This window comes from Cupriavidus sp. (genome assembly GCF_057315035.1).
The window spans coordinates 143,688-161,557 of sequence record NZ_DBHKYV010000002.1; the positions used below are offsets into that span (position 1 = coordinate 143,688).

Sequence of the window (17,870 nt, forward strand, 5' to 3'; positions counted from 1 at the left end):
CAGTGCCAGTGCCAGTGCCAGTGCCAGTGCCAGTGCCAGTGCCAGTGCCAGTGCCAGTGCGGTGATGGGATTTGTGGCTAAACTACACCAACCATAACGGATCGAGACTATTAAGACGGTCAGGCAAGTTAAATTTGCAAGATCCGGCGTAGACGTATATGAGGAAAATCCTGAAATTTAGGGAGACACCCAATGGCGAAGAATTTGGCAGTGTTCTTCGATGGCACATGGAATGAGCCGAATGACAAAACCAATGCCTACGATTTGTACAAAGCTGCATTGGAGACTGACGATCAACGAACGCGATACATCCAAGGTGTCGGGACGCAAGGGCACGGTGTTTGGTCTTCAATTGACAAATATCTGGGGGGCGCGTTCGGTGCCGGTTTGTCGGAAAATATTCAGGCGGGATATCAGTGGCTTTGCGAGCAGTTCACTTCGAATGATCGAATCTACTTGTTTGGGTTTAGCAGAGGTGCCTACTCTGCTCGAAGCTTGGCTGGGATGATAAGAAATTGTGGACTAGTGAGCTATCCTGATTCCGATCATATAACGAAAGCATATTCTATTTACCGAAATGGATACAAACCTGATTCTGAGTATTCTATAGAATTCAGAAATCAATTTTCGATTGAGGCGGATATTCATTTTGTGGGGGTGTGGGATACGGTCGGGAGACTTGGGATTCCATTTCCAAATGTGATACTTCCTGGATTCTCTAACTATTATAGTTTTCACGATACAGAGTTAAGCAATCATGTCCGCAACGCTTATCATGCTCTAGCTGCAAATGAGTTTCGGGAGCCGTATGCGCCAACCTATTGGACACGGCTTCCCGAGTCAAATCCTCGGCCCCAAAAATTACCCGTGGAACAATGTTGGTTTATTGGCGCTCACGCCGACGTTGGAGGAGGATACTCGGATGGATCCTTGCAAACATTGCCCGCTTTTTGGTTACAACGCAAGGCGGCGTTGTGTGGGCTGCTATTCGATCCGGACATCGAAATTTCGCAGAGCTATGATTTGGCGATGCCGCACGATTCGTACTCCGACTTTACGAGAAAAATACCTTTCCGCATTACAAAGGCGCCGCGTAGCTGGACGAATGGTGAGCCATTAAATCTTACGTGCGATTCTCGTCTACGGGAGCGGTTGCTGCAATCGGATCTGCTCAAAGAATATGCAAGTCTGCGAGATAGTATCTTGGCTTTGCCAATCGCTCATGATTTTGATCTGGGAACGGGAGCCGAAATGGAGCGGTACTTGACCTGAAGGCGCTTACTTCCAAAGCGACACAGTTCTGCAAACGGCCCCGAGCCCCGGGACGCGTCAGATCCTTCAATTGCAATTGAACGATCGGCAGCTTCTACTGCTGACACAAGGTGTACGCTAAGCAGTCATTCGTGTTCTCTGCACTGAAGGCCGCTGCTGTTTAGGTTTGTTTGATGCCTGCCTTTGGCTGCAGAGTTCCAGGCGCGTGAGGGCAGGCGTTGAACAAACCTCAGGGGAGGAAACCGCGGGTCCCGCGATGCCGTGATGTGGGCTATGGCGATTGATGGGTTGGCGCCATCGGTGGCGTCATGGTTTGGTGGGAGAGGCAAGCTATCAATCGGCTGCCACCATGGCGAGTAGGTCTGCGCAATGTGGGATCGCGTGGATACCGAGTACATGCAACGTGGTCGAGCGAGACAGCGAGCGCAACACTCCGCTGGCGGCTCTGGATTCCGCAGAGCCGTCGGTGAAGCAGGAGGTGTGGGACGTATGGACTCATACGAGGCCTCGCTGCGGGGGTGGTCCGCGGATGCACGCGCTGCGCGGGATGACCTCGATGACGAGCATCGGGGCGCCACAGTGCCGGCAGACGAAGGACGGGGGTACGGCGACATCGGTATCGTCAGGCGTAGCAGTCACCGCCGGCACGACGCGCAATAGCGAGCGTATCTTGACCAGGTTCGCGCGGCGCACGGGATTGGCAAGCAGCCCGTAGTGGCGGATGCGATGGAAGCCACCCGGCAGCACGTGCAGCAGGAAGCGCCGCATGAATTCTCCGACGTCCAGCGTCATGATCTTACGGCGCGTGCGTCCCTTGGCGCGGTAGTCCTTCCAGCGGAAGGTCACGCCGCGTTCGTCGAGCGCGACCAGACGCTGATTGGAGATGGCCACGCGGTGCGTGTAGCGCGACCGGTAGGCCAGGACTGCCTCTGGGCCGGCGAACGGTCGCTTGGCGCAGACCACCCACTCGGTGGCGCGTAATGGCGCCAACCATTGCGCGAAGGCGTCCGGGTTGGCGAGGGCGCTGTACTCGCCAAAGAACTGCAGTTGCCCCAACGTGTGGGCGCGCTGGAGTGCCTCGAGGAAGCGCCGCCGGAAGAGGCGGGAGAGCACGCGCACTGACAGGAAGAAGCCGGGACGGCAAGCGATCCAGCGTTGCCCATCTGGGGAGAGACCGCCGCCCGGGACGATGCCGTGTACATGTGGATGATGGGTGAGTGCCGAACCCCACGTATGCAGCACCAGGGTGGCACCGATCTGCGCGCCGAGGTGTTTGGGATCGGCAGCGATGGTCCGCAGGGTGTCGGCAGCAACGTCGAACAACAGGCCATAGATGACCGCCTTGTTGTACCAGGCGATGGCGCCGATCGGCGCAGGCAGTGTGAACACGACGTGGTAGTACGCCACGGGGAGCAGATCCTCAGTGCGCGCTTCGAGCCAGCGATGCGCGGCGCTGGCCTGACACTTGGGGCAATGCCGGTTGCGGCAGGAGTTATAGGACACTTCGAGGTTGGCGCAGCCGGAACAGCGCAGCACATGCCCTCCCAGTGCCCCGGTACGGCACTGTTCGATGGCCGACATGACCTGCAACTGCCCAAGGCTCAGGGAGGCAGTCTGTCGCCAGGCCGGCGCGTGGGGGCGAAAGATATCCGCGACCTCGAGCACATTGAGCTCGGCGGCGGGACGTCCTAGTCGGAACGCAGATGCTCGAGAGGGCTGACCACCTCGCGCAGCAGATCGGTGGCGACCTGGGCATAGAGCGCTGTCGTCTCCAGCTTCCTATGCCCTAGCAGTACTTGAATCACGCGGATATCGACCTTCTGCTCGAGCAGGTGTGTCGCAAAGCTATGCCGTAGCGTATGCATGGATACGCGCTTGTCGATCTCTGCGGCCTGCGCGGCGGCGTGGACGGCACGGTTGAGTTGCCGGGTGCTGAGTGACTCGATGGGATTGAGGCCCGGAAACAGCCAGCCACCCTCGAGCATCTTGCCCTGAGCATGCGCGACGCGCCACCAGGCGCGCAGGCGTTCGAGCAGGACCGGCGAGAGCATGGCGTAGCGGTCCCTGCGGCCCTTGCCCTGTTCGATCCGCAGCGTCATGCGCTGGCTATCGATATCACTGACCCGCAACGCGACGACCTCGCAGGCGCGCAGGCCTGCGCCATAAGCCACCGCGAGCGCGGTCTGGTGCTTCAGGTTGCTGGCGGCAGCCACCAACCTGGCGACTTCATCGGGACTGAGCACGACAGGCAGGACTCGCGGCACGCTCACTGGGCGCATCCTGGCCATCCGGTTGGCATCGCAGAGGGTCACCTCGAAGAAGAACTTCAGTCCGGTGATCGCGGCGTTAAGCGAAGTCGGTGAGGTGCCGTGATCGACGAGGTGGAGTTGATAGCGCCGCAGATCCTCGGTACTGGCCGTGTCCGGCGAGCGGCCGAGAAAGGCCGCGAACTGGTGCACGGTGCGGAGGTACTGGGCCTGGGTCTTGTCCGCAAGCTTGCGCATCCGCATGTCCTCGATCATGCGCTGGCGTAGCGGGCTGATGGTAGGTGTCGCGACTGACATGGCTGGGCTCCTGTCGGGAAACGAGGCAAGTTGCCTCGGTCCTCAACTTAGGAGACAGCGCAGGCGCTTCAGTCACTTTGCGCATTGAACGAAGGGTTACCGCGCGAGCGGTTTAGTCCTCTGGCCGTCCTGAGACATCGAACTGCGATCCCCAGCGCCTCAACTTGCGCTTGAAAGGGCGAACCGCCCGCAGCCTATCCCGCAGGCGGTCTCGCAGGACCTTCAGTTGCTGGATCGTCATTCCGTGCTGAGTGAAGAGGGTGGTGCTGCATCGCCTGTTCCAAGTCGAGCCGGTTCACCAACCGCTGCCGCTTGACGTTCAACGGCACCTTGGCGGGCCGTGGCGGTTCGCCATGCAGCGTCCGAGAAGGGGCGGCGAACCGGCGGTTGTCGCGTAGAGCCTGCACCTCCGCCGCAATGGTCAGTGTCCGTCCGAGCCGCTTGTTGTCGACGATCGCACCCTGGTCTACCTCCGGGAAGCGATCATAGGTGGTGTAGGGTAGGGAGGCGCCATTCGCCCACAACTCGACATGCCCATCGGGATACTCGGCGATCTCGATATAGTGGTGGATCAGTCCTCTGTGTTCAGGCAGATCCTCCAGCAAGTACAGCACCTTGGCGTACTGCAGGGTCAGGCTCAGTGAGACCTTGCGCCATTCCCGCCAACTGAAGATCCGTGCCAGGTCCTCGTCGCCGCGCACCAGCCGGTGCGCGTCGAAATCGCTCCGTGGAGCTTTGGCGAAGTGGGTATTGAAGTCGGCCATGAAAACCGGCGCGAACGCGTTGGCCGCCTCCATCGTACTGATACCACATAGCCGCAGTTCCTTGATCAGGCGGTCCTGCAGCGTGCCATTCATCCGCTCCACGCGGCCCTTGGCCTGGCTCGTGTTGGCGCAGATGATGTCGATATTGAGCTCATACAACGCCCGCCCGAACTGCGTGTAGCCGCGGCCTTCGGCGTTGTCTCGGGCGTTGACCCGGAAGACGCCAGCCTTGTCCGAATAGAACGCTTGTGGCTTGCCGTGGGATTCGAGATAGGCCCGTGTCGCGGCGAAATAGGCCTGTGTCGACTCGGTCGGCACGAACAGCAGTTGCATCAGCCGGCCCGTGGCATCGTCCACGTAGACCAGCAGCGTGCAGGCCGGCGCCCGGTCCTCGAACCAGGCGTGGTCGCTGCCGTCGATCTGCACCAGTTCGCCCAGGCAGGCGCGGCGATTGCGCGGCTGGTGGACCTTGGGCGGGCGCAGCTTCCTGGGCACCCAGAAGCCGGCATCGATCATGATCCGGCGTACCGTCTCCTTGGCCAGGTCGATGCCGTGCCGATCGCGAAGCTTCTCGGCGGCCAGGGTCGGGCCGAAATCGGCATAGCTGTCGCGAATCAGGCCGCGCACGCGTGCCTCGACGCCTGGCGGGCGCTGGTTGTGACCCGGCTGGCCCCAGCGCCGCGAGACCAGGCCCTGCGGGCCGCCCTGCCGGTAGCGCTGCGCCAGCCGCTCGACCTGGCGCCGGCTGATGCCAAGCTTCTCGGCGGCGCGCCAGACCATCAGGCCGTCCCGCACGACGGCCTCGATGACCTCGCAGCGATCCAGTTCCCGCAGGCTCATGGTGATGGTATCCGGTCGTGTCATGTCGCGCTCCAATCAATCTCTGGGGTACGACATCTCAATCTAGCTCAGGGGAGGTGCGGATGATTTCTTGGACTACTTGGAGGTAGTTCATGTATACGTACGAGGATCGCGTCAGGGCGGTCAAGTTATATTTCAAATACGGCGGAAAGACGGCAACGGTCGTTCGTGAGCTGGGCTATCCGTCGGGTAAGAACTTGACGCGGTGGGTCCACATCTACCAGGCACTGGGAGACTTGCCCAAGCGCCGCCGTCCAAGGCAGCGATACACGCTGGAGCAAAAGCGCGTAGCAGTGGATCACTATTTCAGTCATGGCCGCTCTCTGGCTGGAACCCGCAGAGCCCTCGGGTATCCCAGTACCGAAATGTTGGGCCGCTGGATTGAGGAACTGCGCCCTGGTTCGCGCCGCATGGTCACGAGCACAAACACCAGTGCACCGTTTGCCCCCGACCAGAGACGTCAGGCAGTCACTGACCTTTGCGCCCGCCGGGGCTCTGCGGAGGATATAGCGAAAAAGGTTGGAGTAAGCCGACCGATGCTGTACAAGTGGAAAGATCAACTGCTCGGAGACGAGGCATATCGATCTATGCGAAAACGTAAATTGGCCTCGCCTGAAGACGAGCATGCGGCGTTGCTGGAGAGAATCGCGCAGCTCGAACAACAGGTACGCCAGCTGCAACTTGAGCGCGACGTCTTGGCGCAGGCGGGCGATCTAATAAAAAAAGACCAAGGCATCAACTCTCTGACCCTGACAAACAGGGAGAAGACACAGGTGGTTGATGCCTTGAAAGCTACGTACCCGTTGTCTGAACTTCTTCGCATCGTTGGGCTTGCGCGCAGTAGCTACTTCTATCACAAGACAAGATTGCGTCTGCGCGATAAATACGGCGATGTACGTAACGCGATGATCGAGATCTTTGACAGCAACCATCGCTGCTATGGGTATCGCCGTATCCACGCGATGCTGCGTCAGCAAAACATCCGGATCTCTGAGAAAGTTGTGCGCAGATTGATGGCGGAGGAACAGCTTGCTGTCCATCGACCTCGTCGCCGGTACAGTTCCTACAGCGGGGAGATTGGCGCGGCCCCCGAGAACCTGATTGCCAGGGATTTCCATTCGCAGGCGCCAAATCAAAAATGGCTGACGGACATCACCGAATTCCAGCTTCCAGCGGGCAAGGTGTACCTATCGCCCATGATCGATTGCTTTGACGGCAAGGTTGTGAGTTGGTCTATCGGCACGAGGCCTGACGCGCAATTGGTCAACAGCATGCTCGATGGTGCCATCACCACGCTCGCCGATGGCGACAACCCCGTAGTACACAGTGATAGGGGCTCGCACTATCGTTGGCCGGGATGGCTGCAACGCATCAAGGCGGCTGGTCTCATCCGTTCCATGTCGCGAAAGGGCTGCTCGCCTGACAACGCTGCCTGCGAAGGCTTCTTCGGTCGCCTGAAGAATGAGATGTACTACTGTCGCAACTGGGCTGGCACGACGGTAGAAGGATTCATGCACGAGCTAAACTCTTACATCCAGTGGTACAACGAGCGGCGCATCAAGTTATCACTGCGTGCAATGAGCCCGGTCGAATACCGGCGCCACCTTGGCATCGCAACTTAACTCAGTCCAAGAAATCGTCCGCACCCCCGAAGCGGACATTCTGATTTAGCCTCTACAATGCGTTAAATCTAGAATAAAGCTTATGTTAAATACTGTGTAGGCCCGGGCCGCAGGTTCACAAGACGCCAGGATTCCTCTAACGTAAAGAAGTTGCATAGAAATGCGCGAGCTAGCACAAGTCATCCTGTCAGTGCAACTTACATTCTGAGCGCCGTGAAGTCAAAGGACGTAAAGCCATCGTCAATCCGGACATAACCGGCGCAGGAATTCCTCTGGCCAACTCCGTGAATGCGACTTTTGTGGAATCTGGCATCCGGCTACCGATACGGGTGCCCAATAATCAAAGTAAAACAGACTTACGCGGCCTTGCGGACACGTCGATCGGGGGATTATTCAGCGTGACCCGCCAATGTCCCTGAGTTGTCTTGTCGACAGCGATCTTCTTTTGGACGTCGCTCATGGTATCTCCTTGCATAAGCAGATCATCTTGATGACTTATCCCATCGGCCCGCGATTGCTTTCCGTTCGATATCTTTTCCGTATAGCGGAGCTTCTTCCGAGTTGTGCAGACTAATCGCCTTACCAGCGAACGCTCGTGCCTGTTCAAGCGTAATTCCACGCTTCTTGAGTGCGTCGAGATAACCTGGCGCGACATGAAGCTCGATGCGGTTCATGAACTTGGTGGTCATTGCGTCGACAGCTTCTGCGATGAATTCCCAGATGACAATCACCTTAGTCCGATCCTCAATCGTGGGACCGATCGAATCGGATACAGATACCAGCCGGCAATGCGATCTTTCGGAAATGTCCTCAACGTAATGCTGAATCATGAGATTTCCTACGTGCTCGACATTGATGGACATACGTTTGCCGTCTACGTGCAGGGTTGATCCGCCTGCTATGTGTGCCGTTGAGCATGCCTGATATTCCGCATCGGTCAACGTAAACACCCATTCGGTAAGGTCAATCCTTCCGATTGGCGCATTGATGGTGGCTTCAACCACGGACGTCGCAATCAAGTCATCACTTTTCTGTGCTTCGCTCATCTCGACTACTCCTTGGACGCGTTAGTCATTTTCTCGATCAGTTCCGCAGTCGAAAGAATGGCGCTCGCGTACTGTGGCAAGTTGAATTTGAGCGACGCGTCCATTTCCGGGAAACCGAAACTCCCGATCGCGTCCTTGACCAACGTCACCTCGTAACCCAGTTCTGCGGCAAAACGGACCGTCGACTCGATGCATGTATTGGCACGCAAGCCAACCACGATCACCTTACGCACGCCGTATTTCTTCAGTAGGAGGTCGAGATCGGTATTCGCGAAGCCACTCGACATCCAGTGCTCCTGGGCCACCACGTCGCCGGGTTTCGGTTCGAAATCCGGATGGAAGCATCCGCCCCAGGTGCCCTCCGCAAATACACGATGATTGGCCGCGCCGGCTTGTACGGGTGGCATCGTTTTCCAATGCCCGTACGTATCCGTTTCGCGCCATCGGTGGTGGGGAGCGATGAATACTTGTATGCCGTGGGACCGGGCTGCTGCCAGAATCTGGCGCATGTGCTCGACAACATCGAGCTTTGTTAGCGTCTCTTTGCTGAGCTGATACAGTTTGCCGCCTTCCGACAGAAAATCGTTGTAAGGATCGACAATCAGCAAGCCCGTCAGTTCAGGTTCGTACGTCAGGTCAGTCACTTAACACTCCTGTTTAAGAGTCAGACGCCGGCAAGATGGCGGCGCAGAAATGCTTCCGTTCCGCCATTGGCCAGGGACGCGGCAGCGGCATCGTAACGCGTCCCGCTATGGCGGGCGAACGCGTCGTAACAGCCGGAGTAGGTGAAAAATTCGACGTTGGGACGGCTGCCGAGCGCTTCCTTGATGCTCTGCTGCGCTGCCGGGGTGACAAACTCGTCCTCTTCGCCCACGTGCATGATCATCGGCACGGTGAGGCCAGCACTCTCACCCCGGAAGCGCTCGGTCTGCCCGCCGTAGTACCAGGCTGCCGCATCGACGTGGCTGCGTGCGGCTGTCAGGTAGGTCATGAGTCCACCCAGGCAGAAGCCCATGACGCCGATCTTGCCGTTACACCCCCGGAGGGCGGGAGTCGCCGCGACGACAGCGGCGATATCTCGCACACCACGGTCGAAGTCGTAGTGTTCGTACAGCGCCAGCCCCTGTTTCCACTCTTCCGGGCTCCAGGAATGCAGGTCCAGGCCTGGCGCTTCGCGCCAGAACAGCTCCGGAGAGACGGCAATGAAGCCCTTGCCGGCCAGCTCCTCGCAGGTGGCACGCAGATCGGCGTTGACGCCGAAGATCTCCTGAAGCACGACGACCGCGGGTGCGAGCGCATGATCGGGGTACACCACGTAGGCATTGAGGGCGCCAGCGGCGACCTTGACCTGCATCGATTTGTTCATTGCACCGTCCTCTTTGGTGTGCCGTCGCGCCCTCTGTTAATGAAGCGATCGATCATTGAAAGCAGCTTCAACGCGAGAACTACTCGTTGACGTGGACGCTGTTGGCAGCCTCGATGATGAGTTGGGCGGTCTCCTTGGCGTGAGACATATAGGCCACATGACTCGACTTCACTTCGATCGTCTGCGCGTTCATGCGTTTCGCCATCATGCGCTCCTGGTCCGGGTTAATGGACCGGCCTTCGGTGGCCACCATGTACCAGGCAGGCTTCGACTTCCAGGCAGAGTTGGTCACCTTGTGGGTAAAAGAGTCGACCGAGATCAGCACCTGTGACGCGGCCATGAAGGCGGTTTGCGCGCCAGGAGGTCCGCGGCAAAGTCCGCGTGGAACGCCGCTGGATCAATGTAGAAGTAGCCATCATCGGTCTCCTTGATCCCCGTAGTTGCTGGCGGCACGTCCTGTTCGATGGAGGCGCAGCTTTCTCCGGTGTCCAGACCGAACGCGGCGATATAGACAAGGGCTGTCACCTTGGGATGGTTCCCGGCTTCGGGGATGACCGCCCCACCGTAGCTGTGGCCCACCAGGACCACAGGGCCAGGCTGCCGATCAATCACAGCCTTCGTAAACCTCACATCCTCGGCATAAGACGTCTCAGGATGTTGGACAATGGCGACCGTGTAGCCTTCTTTCGTGAGGATATTGAAGACGGGCTCCCAGCCCGAGCCATCGGCAAAAGCACCGTGAACCAACACCACGCTCGTGACCGCCTGCTCCATGACACCTCCTTATCTCATCGGTTTCTGCCTTGACCTGAGCTTGTCGTTAATTCGTTTGTCGGAGCCTAAGAATCTTGGCAAACTTGGCTTTGCGAATTGACGTTTCAGATCCGTCACACTGTGGCGTCACCAGCATAGTCAGGGAGAGTCAGCAATGCCGAGAGTCGAAAGTGACAAAGTGGAGGGCAAAACTGCCATTCGGCCGCTGCCCCAAAAGACCCACATCGGAATACTTCTCTACGGGGGCGCCAGACTCGCCGCGGTCCATGGCCTCACTGACCTGTTTGAGGCGGGCAACCACTACAGCGCAAAATTCGGCGGGGAACATCCAGCAACGCTGGAAGTGAGTCACTGGAGAGCGAATTCGGATACATTGCAACCGGAGTGCGTCTTTACCTCGCACGGGGACCACCCAAGCCGACTTGATTGCCTGATTATTGCGCCCACCATCGATATCGAACTGCGGACGGTGGAAACCGAGAATCTCATTGGCTGGGTAAAGAAGCAGCACGCCTCGGGTACTCTCCTCTGTGCAGTATGCGGGGGCGCCTTCATGCTCGCCCGCACAGGCATGTTAAACGGCAGATCGGCCACTACGCATTGGAGCTATGCGCAGGCACTCGCGAGCGGGTTCCCCGAACTCTCCGTCAATTCCGACGAACTCATCATCGATCTGGGAGATGTCATCACTGCCGGCGGAGTCTTGGCATGGGTCGATCTAGGGCTACGGTTGGTGGATCGCTATCTTGGACCGATGGTCATGGTGAAGACAGCCCAGTATTTTCTCGCCGACCCTGCCGGCCGCCAGCAACGCTTCTACGCGAACTTCGCACCCTCGCTGCATCATGGGGACAAAGCTGTCCTGGACGTTCAACTCTGGCTTCAGACGACTCACACCCAAGCGGTCACGGTCGAGCAAATGGCCTCCAAAGCACGGCTGGGACATAGAACCTTCTTACGCCGCTTTCAAAAGGCGACCGGTCTCAAGCCTACCGAATACGCACAACGCTTGAAGATACAGAAGGCGCGGGAGCTTTTGGAGTTCACGACGTTATCCATGAAAGAGATTTCCTGGAAAGTGGGGTATGAGGACACTGGCTTCTTTCGCAAAACCTTCGAGAAATTCGTCGGTCTAGGGCCTGCGGATTATCGACGCCGGTTTGGGACCGGCGGTCGAGCGGTGCTTGGGACGGTCTAGGCGCCCCAAAATCGAGTCAATAGCACGACCCCGGCAACATCGCTTTCAACAGAGAAAGTGACAAGATTTTGCGCTTTCCTCCCCATTAGGCCAACAGCTAGCCTGCGAACTAGACGCGCCGAGCGTCCGTTCCACCCGGAAGTGGTCATCGCCACGCGAGGAGTGCGAACGACGGTTACGGGTCGGCGGACTAAACCGCTCGCGCGGTAACCCTTCGGCAAACGTGCGAAGTGACTGAAGCGCCTGCGCTGTTTCCTAAGTTGAGAACCGAGGTAACTCGCCTCAATTCTCGACAGGAGCACAGCCATGTCAGTCGCGATCATCGAGGTGATCCCGCGCAGTGCCTGCATCCGCGGGCCGCCATCCGGCGAGAATATCCCATCTTCGTGGCATCATCCTTAGAGTCCTGTCGTTGTCTGGATCGTCAGGACGAACATTGGGCTATACCCCGCACTGACGCTCGAGCGCACCGGCAGCGCGAAACCAACTTCGATATGAAGGGGCATGTCATCAAGATCAGACTTCGATGCTTGGAAGGCGAAACACATCAAAAATTCGCACTCATGCCGCAGCGCTTTGATGCCGAAATCGATGGCGACCAGTCGCCACTCGCCATCCTCCTTGCCAAGCGGCACGAGGAGTTGGCGCGCCCGCGCCTCAAGATAGGCGCGACTCTGCACAACGGCGATGGCCTTTTCGATCCCGAGCGGGATGGGCTTGCCAGCCATGTCTGCAATGATGATTTCAGTATTGTCAGGCAGCACCGCCATCCACTCGTCATGCGGAGGCGTTCCGAGCCGGTGAATGGGCAAGAATTCGCTCGGAATGGCAAGCAGTGCCAGCTCGTGAAGGTTCGATTCCAACAGCGATCTCGCGCAATGCTCAGTGCGCGATGGTGGTTGCGGCAGCATAGTTATCCAGTCGCGAACAGTGTTCGATGGCTTCAATCGTCGCCTGCCGAATTCGGTCAGCAACCGAGATCTTCGAAGTAACGGGGGCTACTGCCACCCCGGCCTCTCTGGAAGTGCTTGCCAATCGTGCCAGCAGCGCATCGGCGTCGACCCGATAACGCCTCCCGAACTGCGCATGCCTTTGCGCAAGGCGGGCCAACTGGTCACGCAGCCAAACGTCGCCTCGGTCTGCGAATGCACCTGGCTGGATCAAACGAATAGACATAACGGACTCCCCTTGCGCTTAGCCAGGGCCGGCGACGCGCCGGACTCGTGGAAGCGAGACGTTCCGTGTCTCGCTTGGAATCAAGCGTAGTGACCCGCCTCCGATGACGCTCTCCGTTTCTTGCGCTCAAAGTATTCAACCCCTCGCAGCGCCCTTTTAGCTTCAACCGGAACACCAACCTCGGGTCAAGGCGGCAGTCGCCACGGGCGCCGCACTATAAAGACCACCGCGCATCAGGCGACGCGTGTCGTAGAACACATCCAAGCTTCGTTGCGCAAGAATCGGAGTTGCCAAACGAGACCTCATCGGCAAAGTGCCATCAAGCGCATGGAGAAACCCAAGCGCACGACCACTAAAGCCAACAAGGTAATCATGAGCGCGGGCACCATTTCGCAGCCACTGGCGGCGCATCACGAGGGACGAAATTTATCGCCTGTCCTGACTCGGCAACTTCTTGAGAGCGGCAACGTCGATGCGCTTGTTGCCATCGACGCCCCCAGCGCGAGACTTCTCACCGAGGCCGACCACATCGCCTCGCTTCGGAGGACGTTGGCGATTCGACCACAGGGTGATGTGTGGGTCTTCGGCTACGGCTCACTGATCTGGAATCCGGCGATCAGTTTCGTGGAAAGACGTATCACCATGATCGACGGCTGGCACCGGTCGTTCTGCCTTTCCATCACCGCGCTGCGCGCCACTGCTGACTGTCCAGGGCTGATGCTTGCGCTTGAACGGGGCGGTTCTTGCCACGGGGCCGCATACAGGATCGCGGAAGATGATGTCGAGCGCGAACTGCGGCTGCTTTGGCGAAGGGAAATGGTGTGTGGCGCGTACGTGCCTCGATGGATTGAACTGAAGAACCTCGACGGAGAATCCTTCGGTTGGGCAATCGCCTTCACCATCGACGCGGACGATCCGCAGTACGCCGGCGGTCTCGATGAAGGCACCATCGTGCATCGACTGGCTACAGCATCCGGTGGGCTTGGAAGCGCTGCCGACTACCTGTTCAGAACGTACGACAGTCTGCATGCCAATGGCATCCGCGATTCCAAGTTGGAGCGTTTGGCTTCGTTGGTGAAGACGTCGAGCGCAGATGAAAGGCTCTTGGAAGCGGCGTAGTAGCCGGTGCCGTAGCGCTTATATCACACGTGCGGCAAGCCGTCATTGCGGCTTGCGCAGGAAGGCTCGCCAAACCAGTGCTCTTGCGAAGGCGGCGAGCTAAGTCGAGTAGCAAGAATCGGAGTTCTGAATCGCGACACGATGTCTATTCTTTCGCTCAGGTCATCGGCCGGTTCCGTTGATCTTCCTGAAACTATCTGTGAGGATTCCAAATGAGCAAAGAAGACGACAACAAGGCCGTCGTCGGCCGGTGGTTCACCGAATTCTGGGGGAAGAATCCCAATCTTTCGGTCATCGACGAAATCGCCGCGCCGGACATGCTGCTTCACTATTCGCTGCATGAACCCCGTCGCGGCCGCGCGGACATCAGGGCGTTCATGACCGATTTCCGCAAGGCATTCCCCGACCTCAACTTCTGGGGTACTGCCGACCTGATCGCGGAAGGCGATTACGTGGTTGGCCAATGGGAAGGTGGTGGCACCCACACCGGCCCGGCACACGATGACTTCTTGATCGGTGGCCTGCCTGCTGAAACTGGACGCAAGATGCATTTCACTGGCACCACAGTGCTGAAATCGTGGAAGAGCGCGGCCTGGACGATGGCGTCACCGCGCTGACGCAACTCGGCCTCATCAGGGCTGCCACGGAGAACGGCGACGCTTGATGAGCCCGAAATGAAGCAAGCTCTTTCGCGCCTATCTGGCGCGGAAGAACACTCCCGATCGGCACAAGTAGGCCCGCAATTCTTGCGGGCCTGCTTCACTTCCTGGCAAGTCTTTGCTTTGCGCGACTTTCCCTTCTTCGATGGACCTGTACCGTGACTGAAATTGCATGCACCGACCCCGTTGCGCAATCACTGATGGATTGGGTGACGGCGGTGACGTGGGGCTCACCGCCGCAGGATTTCGCCACGCCGTACCTTGATGGAATGCGGCTTGAAGACCTTGTGTTGCGTCTCCTCGATCTGGACATCGAGGAGGCTGCGCGATTGAATACGCTGGCGGATCCCGATTCGCCATTCGAGCGAAGCCCGAAACGCTTCCATGAAACGTTGCAGCAGACGATTGGGCAGCTTCAACTATTCAAATTGTTCGCAAGAATAGACGGCGGCGAGTATCACCGAAGTGTCTGCCCCGCTGCGTACAACGAGCGTACCGGTGAGCACTACGCCGAAGAGATGGCGCGCTGGCGCGCCGATTTCCGCGCCATGTCTCCAGAACAACAAATGATGACTACAACCATCGTCTGGATGTACCGCTCAGGCCCCGACTCAATATGGCTACGCCGTGTCCCATGCACCTGGAAGGCATCTGAGGCATTGCACTACATGCGCGATACCGGATGTCTCGCGCTGTGGCTGCAGCTCGTCGCCAGATATCCCGGCTGGTGAGCAACAAAGAATGTTTGACCGCAAGGAGCGGAGTTTCAGGGCGAGAAAGGATTCCTAAACTGACCTCACCCTTTAACCACAAAAAGTCACTGCCATGAAGACCCGCTCCATTTCCGCGCTTAGGTACAACTTCCGTACTCCAGGCAGCCCAATGGAGCGCCCCATCCAGTTCGCCATGGGCATCATCCATCTCGGCATCGGTGGCACAGCATTCCAGCAGAGGGTCTGGCAGGCACCGTGCGGCATCCCGGCAGGCATGACCCGCAGCTACACCGATGTGGCGCGCGACATCGGCGTACCGGAGGCAGTTCGTGCCGTGGCGGGCGCGTATGCAGCCAATGTGCTGGCGATGGCAATTCCATGTCATCGCGCGGTGCGTAGCGATGGCTCAATCTCTGGCTATCGCTGGGGTGTCGAGCGAAAGCATGCACTGCTGGCAGAAGAAGCAGCCGGACCTGTGGCGTGAGCAACATGAAATCCGTGGCAAATTGCGACCTTGCCATGTCAATAGAGGCCTACGACTGGGCGAGCATCGGGAGTTCGCTCGATGCTTATGGAAACGCCGTGTTGCCCGGCCTTCTGGCATGGGAGCAATGCGATGCGCTCGCTGCGCTCTACCCCCATGAGAAAGGCTACCGCACGCGGATCGTCATGGCTCGCCATGGATTCGGGCGCGGCGAATACAAGTACTTCGCCTACCCGTTGCCGCCGCTGCTCGAACAGCTACGCCACGGACTGTACCCCTGGCTAGCGCCGATTGCCAATCGCTGGAATCTGCAGTTGGGAATCGACGTGCAGTACCCGGATGATTTAGATGCATTCCTGCAGCGTTGCCATCAGGCGGGCCAAAACCGGCCGACACCGCTGATCCTCCAGTATGGTGAGGGCGACTACAACTGCCTTCACCAGGACCTATACGGCGAGCACGTCTTTCCGCTTCAGGTGGCCATCCTGCTGTCGGAGCCCGGCAAGGATTTCGCGGGCGGTGAGTTCGTCATGACGGAGCTTTCCACAAAAGGCCAGCGTGCGGATGTGGTTTCGCTGCGCAAGGGTGACGCGGTGGTGTTCACCGTTAATCAACGGCCTGCGATGGTGCGGGGGGGTGTTCGCAGAGTCTCCATGCGCCATGGCGTCAGCCGCATTCGCAGCGGCAAGCGTCACACCGTTGGCCTGATCTTTCACGATGCGAGGTGAGCATGGAAACGCTCGAACTCTTTGGGGAACCTGCGGAGCACCACCGCCTCGGTCCTGCCGCAGTGGTGCTGCGCGGATTCGCGCTGCCTTTTGTGCCCGACCTGATGGCCGCCGTTGCGGGCATCGAGACGACTTCACCTTTTCGTCACATGGTCACGCCGGGCGGCTTCATCATGTCGGTCGCGCTAACGAATTGCGGCGCGCTGGGCTGGACGACCGACCGGCGCGGCTATCGCTACACCACCGTCGATCCCAATACGGGAAAGCCGTGGCCTGCCATGCCGGAGGTATTTGCTCGGCTGGCAAATGAGGCTGCTGCTGAAGCGGACTTTGACGACTTCGAGCCCGACGCCTGCCTGGTCAATCGCTACATGCCTGGCAGCAGACTTTCGCTTCACCAGGACAAGAACGAGCAATCCTGTGAGGCGCCGATCGTTTCGGTGTCTCTGGGCATGCCGGCTACGTTCCTGTTCGGTGGCCACGCGCGCACTGACCCCACGATCAAGGTTCCGCTCCACCACGGGGACGTAGTGGTGTGGGGCGGCGCTGATCGTCTGCGCTACCACGGCGTAATGCCACTCAAGGATGGGCCTCACGCGCTGCTGGGCAGCCAGCGCATTAATTTCACGTTCCGAAAAGCGGGCTAGCCAGTTCCCGAAATTCAACCGCAAGAGACGGAGTTTCTTCCCGCGGTGGCTTCACTAGAGTGACAGTGGCCGCCGAGGTTTCCTATGAACATGCTTTCCGCAGAACTGCCGAGCGAGTTGCCTGACGCGCGCCGCCAAGTCGAAGCCTATTTTCAGTCGTTGGTCGATATCGGCGAAGCGCGATGGCTGACTAACGACGACGGTGATATCGAGCTGCATCTGGAAGGTGGCGAGGCTTACCTCCTTGGCGAGTTCGGCGTGACGCGGTTGAAATGATCCACGAACGAGCAATTCGATTCATTCAAGAAGGAGTGCGTCATGAAGTTGTTTCTCAGCCAACTGGATTCACCGCTGGGCGCCATGCTGCTCGTGACCGATGCGCAGCAGGCCGTGCGTGCGCTCGACTTCGCCGACCACAAGGTGCGGCTGCATCGCGGTCTGCGCGAGCACTATGGCGAGGTGGAACTGATTGAGATCCCGGCCCCGGCCGAGATTGCTGATGCACTGGCCCGCTACTTCGATGGCGAGCTGGATGCGCTGAAGGTGTTGCGGACTGAAACGTCTGGATCGGCGTTGCAGCGCCAGGTCTGGGCCGCGCTGCGCCGCATCCCCGTGGGCACGACCACGACCTACGGCAAACTGGCCAAGGCGCTGGGTTTCGACGACCCGCGCGTGGCCATCGACATCGGCGCGGCCAACGGCGCCAATCCAATCGCTATTATCGTGCCGTGCCACCGCGTCATTGCGAGCAATGGCGACCTCAAGGGCTATGCCTGGGGCCTGCACCGCAAGCGCTGGCTGCTGGAGCACGAGAAGGCGATGGCAGTGAAGGAGAAGGAGCTCAAATCGCAGACTGCCATGCTGCCGGGGTTCTGAT

The 17,870-nt window shown here is 58.8% G+C and carries 19 protein-coding genes and 2 pseudogenes; 11 read left to right on the top strand and 10 right to left on the bottom strand.

Going from position 1 to position 17,870, the window contains the following annotated elements; translation table 11 throughout:
* Nucleotides 1–192: 192 nt before the first annotated feature.
* Entirely contained in the window at nucleotides 193–1,272 is a 1,080-nt protein-coding gene (locus ACO550_RS04195; protein WP_315591679.1) for a phospholipase effector Tle1 domain-containing protein, read from the top strand.
* 495 nt (nucleotides 1,273–1,767) lie between these two features.
* Here ACO550_RS04195 and ACO550_RS04200 read toward each other — a convergent pair whose 3' ends face one another.
* The 3 genes from ACO550_RS04200 to ACO550_RS04210 form a co-directional block, all read right to left on the bottom strand.
* Nucleotides 1,768–2,937, bottom strand: a complete 1,170-nt coding sequence (locus tag ACO550_RS04200) for an IS91 family transposase (RefSeq protein ID WP_485994236.1) — start codon at nucleotides 2,935–2,937, stop codon at nucleotides 1,768–1,770.
* Nucleotides 2,938–2,960: 23 nt separating this feature from the next.
* The gene (locus ACO550_RS04205; protein WP_315591680.1) at nucleotides 2,961–3,836 is read right to left on the bottom strand and encodes a tyrosine-type recombinase/integrase; all 876 of its coding nucleotides are present in this window, start codon (nucleotides 3,834–3,836) and stop codon (nucleotides 2,961–2,963) included.
* A gap of 194 nt (nucleotides 3,837–4,030) precedes the next feature.
* Nucleotides 4,031–5,464, bottom strand: a complete 1,434-nt coding sequence (locus ACO550_RS04210) for an ISNCY family transposase (RefSeq protein ID WP_315591681.1) — start codon at nucleotides 5,462–5,464, stop codon at nucleotides 4,031–4,033.
* Between the two features lie 89 nt (nucleotides 5,465–5,553).
* On the opposite strand from ACO550_RS04210, the gene ACO550_RS04215 reads away from it, so the two are divergent.
* Entirely contained in the window at nucleotides 5,554–7,083 is a 1,530-nt protein-coding gene (locus tag ACO550_RS04215; protein ID WP_315591682.1) for an IS3 family transposase, read from the top strand.
* Between the two features lie 482 nt (nucleotides 7,084–7,565).
* Here ACO550_RS04215 and ACO550_RS04220 read toward each other — a convergent pair whose 3' ends face one another.
* The 5 genes from ACO550_RS04220 to ACO550_RS04240 all read right to left on the bottom strand — a co-directional run bounded on the left by ACO550_RS04220 (nucleotide 7,566) and on the right by ACO550_RS04240 (nucleotide 10,269).
* Nucleotides 7,566–8,129 carry a hypothetical protein gene (locus ACO550_RS04220; RefSeq protein ID WP_315591683.1) on the bottom strand — a complete coding sequence of 188 codons (564 nt, stop codon included), beginning with the start codon at nucleotides 8,127–8,129 and terminating at the stop codon, nucleotides 7,566–7,568.
* A gap of 5 nt (nucleotides 8,130–8,134) precedes the next feature.
* Nucleotides 8,135–8,773 carry an isochorismatase family protein gene (locus ACO550_RS04225; protein ID WP_315591684.1) on the bottom strand — a complete coding sequence of 213 codons (639 nt, stop codon included), beginning with the start codon at nucleotides 8,771–8,773 and terminating at the stop codon, nucleotides 8,135–8,137.
* 20 nt (nucleotides 8,774–8,793) lie between these two features.
* Nucleotides 8,794–9,495: a dienelactone hydrolase family protein gene (locus ACO550_RS04230; RefSeq protein WP_315591685.1), complete on the bottom strand. Its 702-nt coding sequence runs from the start codon at nucleotides 9,493–9,495 to the stop codon at nucleotides 8,794–8,796.
* A 79-nt stretch (nucleotides 9,496–9,574) separates the two neighbouring features.
* Nucleotides 9,575–9,835: a hypothetical protein gene (locus ACO550_RS04235; RefSeq protein WP_315591686.1), complete on the bottom strand. Its 261-nt coding sequence runs from the start codon at nucleotides 9,833–9,835 to the stop codon at nucleotides 9,575–9,577.
* A complete protein-coding gene (locus ACO550_RS04240) occupies nucleotides 9,814–10,269 on the bottom strand; it encodes an alpha/beta fold hydrolase (protein ID WP_315591687.1) in 456 nt (151 codons plus the stop codon). The genes ACO550_RS04235 and ACO550_RS04240 overlap by 22 nt, the downstream gene beginning before the upstream one ends.
* A gap of 154 nt (nucleotides 10,270–10,423) precedes the next feature.
* Here ACO550_RS04240 and ACO550_RS04245 point away from each other — a divergent pair, with 154 nt between their 5' ends.
* The gene (locus ACO550_RS04245; RefSeq protein ID WP_315591688.1) at nucleotides 10,424–11,467 is read left to right on the top strand and encodes a GlxA family transcriptional regulator; all 1,044 of its coding nucleotides are present in this window, start codon (nucleotides 10,424–10,426) and stop codon (nucleotides 11,465–11,467) included.
* A 398-nt stretch (nucleotides 11,468–11,865) separates the two neighbouring features.
* Here ACO550_RS04245 and ACO550_RS04250 read toward each other — a convergent pair whose 3' ends face one another.
* Entirely contained in the window at nucleotides 11,866–12,330 is a 465-nt protein-coding gene (locus ACO550_RS04250) for a hypothetical protein (protein ID WP_315591689.1), read from the bottom strand.
* 19 nt (nucleotides 12,331–12,349) lie between these two features.
* Nucleotides 12,350–12,643 carry a hypothetical protein gene (locus ACO550_RS04255; protein ID WP_315591690.1) on the bottom strand — a complete coding sequence of 98 codons (294 nt, stop codon included), beginning with the start codon at nucleotides 12,641–12,643 and terminating at the stop codon, nucleotides 12,350–12,352.
* Nucleotides 12,644–12,970: 327 nt separating this feature from the next.
* Between ACO550_RS04255 and ACO550_RS04260 the strand changes: the two genes are divergently transcribed.
* The 8 genes and pseudogenes from ACO550_RS04260 (at nucleotide 12,971) to ACO550_RS04295 (ending at nucleotide 17,869) form a co-directional block, all read left to right on the top strand.
* A complete protein-coding gene (locus ACO550_RS04260) occupies nucleotides 12,971–13,762 on the top strand; it encodes a gamma-glutamylcyclotransferase (protein WP_315591691.1) in 792 nt (263 codons plus the stop codon).
* A 212-nt stretch (nucleotides 13,763–13,974) separates the two neighbouring features.
* A pseudogene (locus ACO550_RS04265) lies at nucleotides 13,975–14,426 on the top strand (ester cyclase).
* A 153-nt stretch (nucleotides 14,427–14,579) separates the two neighbouring features.
* Nucleotides 14,580–15,152 (top strand): hypothetical protein, encoded by a 573-nt coding sequence (locus ACO550_RS04270; protein ID WP_315591692.1) that lies wholly within the window; start codon nucleotides 14,580–14,582, stop codon nucleotides 15,150–15,152.
* A gap of 190 nt (nucleotides 15,153–15,342) precedes the next feature.
* A pseudogene (locus ACO550_RS04275) lies at nucleotides 15,343–15,618 on the top strand (methylated-DNA--[protein]-cysteine S-methyltransferase); the annotation flags it as partial.
* 35 nt (nucleotides 15,619–15,653) lie between these two features.
* A complete protein-coding gene (locus ACO550_RS04280; RefSeq protein WP_485994419.1) occupies nucleotides 15,654–16,346 on the top strand; it encodes a 2OG-Fe(II) oxygenase in 693 nt (230 codons plus the stop codon).
* 2 nt (nucleotides 16,347–16,348) lie between these two features.
* On the top strand, nucleotides 16,349–16,993 hold the full coding sequence (gene alkB, locus ACO550_RS04285) for a DNA oxidative demethylase AlkB (RefSeq protein WP_315591694.1): 645 nt from the start codon (nucleotides 16,349–16,351) through the stop codon (nucleotides 16,991–16,993).
* Nucleotides 16,994–17,077: 84 nt separating this feature from the next.
* Nucleotides 17,078–17,269: a hypothetical protein gene (locus ACO550_RS04290; RefSeq protein WP_315591695.1), complete on the top strand. Its 192-nt coding sequence runs from the start codon at nucleotides 17,078–17,080 to the stop codon at nucleotides 17,267–17,269.
* A 42-nt stretch (nucleotides 17,270–17,311) separates the two neighbouring features.
* The gene (locus ACO550_RS04295; protein WP_315591696.1) at nucleotides 17,312–17,869 is read left to right on the top strand and encodes a methylated-DNA--[protein]-cysteine S-methyltransferase; all 558 of its coding nucleotides are present in this window, start codon (nucleotides 17,312–17,314) and stop codon (nucleotides 17,867–17,869) included.
* Nucleotide 17,870: the final 1 nt, after the last annotated feature.

Coding starts and splice junctions, on each gene's coding strand:
- ACO550_RS04245 (WP_315591688.1), top strand. CDS start 10,424: ATGCCGAGAGTCGAAAGTGACAAAGTGGAGGGCAAAACTGCCATTCGG.
- ACO550_RS04240 (WP_315591687.1), bottom strand. CDS start 10,269: ATGGAGCAGGCGGTCACGAGCGTGGTGTTGGTTCACGGTGCTTTTGCC.
- ACO550_RS04295 (WP_315591696.1), top strand. CDS start 17,312: ATGAAGTTGTTTCTCAGCCAACTGGATTCACCGCTGGGCGCCATGCTG.
- alkB (WP_315591694.1), top strand. CDS start 16,349: ATGGAAACGCTCGAACTCTTTGGGGAACCTGCGGAGCACCACCGCCTC.
- ACO550_RS04220 (WP_315591683.1), bottom strand. CDS start 8,129: ATGAGCGAAGCACAGAAAAGTGATGACTTGATTGCGACGTCCGTGGTT.
- ACO550_RS04210 (WP_315591681.1), bottom strand. CDS start 5,464: ATGACACGACCGGATACCATCACCATGAGCCTGCGGGAACTGGATCGC.
- ACO550_RS04260 (WP_315591691.1), top strand. CDS start 12,971: ATGGAGAAACCCAAGCGCACGACCACTAAAGCCAACAAGGTAATCATG.
- ACO550_RS04255 (WP_315591690.1), bottom strand. CDS start 12,643: ATGTCTATTCGTTTGATCCAGCCAGGTGCATTCGCAGACCGAGGCGAC.
- ACO550_RS04215 (WP_315591682.1), top strand. CDS start 5,554: ATGTATACGTACGAGGATCGCGTCAGGGCGGTCAAGTTATATTTCAAA.
- ACO550_RS04235 (WP_315591686.1), bottom strand. CDS start 9,835: ATGGCCGCGTCACAGGTGCTGATCTCGGTCGACTCTTTTACCCACAAG.
- ACO550_RS04230 (WP_315591685.1), bottom strand. CDS start 9,495: ATGAACAAATCGATGCAGGTCAAGGTCGCCGCTGGCGCCCTCAATGCC.
- ACO550_RS04280 (WP_485994419.1), top strand. CDS start 15,654: ATGTCAATAGAGGCCTACGACTGGGCGAGCATCGGGAGTTCGCTCGAT.
- ACO550_RS04205 (WP_315591680.1), bottom strand. CDS start 3,836: ATGTCAGTCGCGACACCTACCATCAGCCCGCTACGCCAGCGCATGATC.
- ACO550_RS04195 (WP_315591679.1), top strand. CDS start 193: ATGGCGAAGAATTTGGCAGTGTTCTTCGATGGCACATGGAATGAGCCG.
- ACO550_RS04290 (WP_315591695.1), top strand. CDS start 17,078: ATGAACATGCTTTCCGCAGAACTGCCGAGCGAGTTGCCTGACGCGCGC.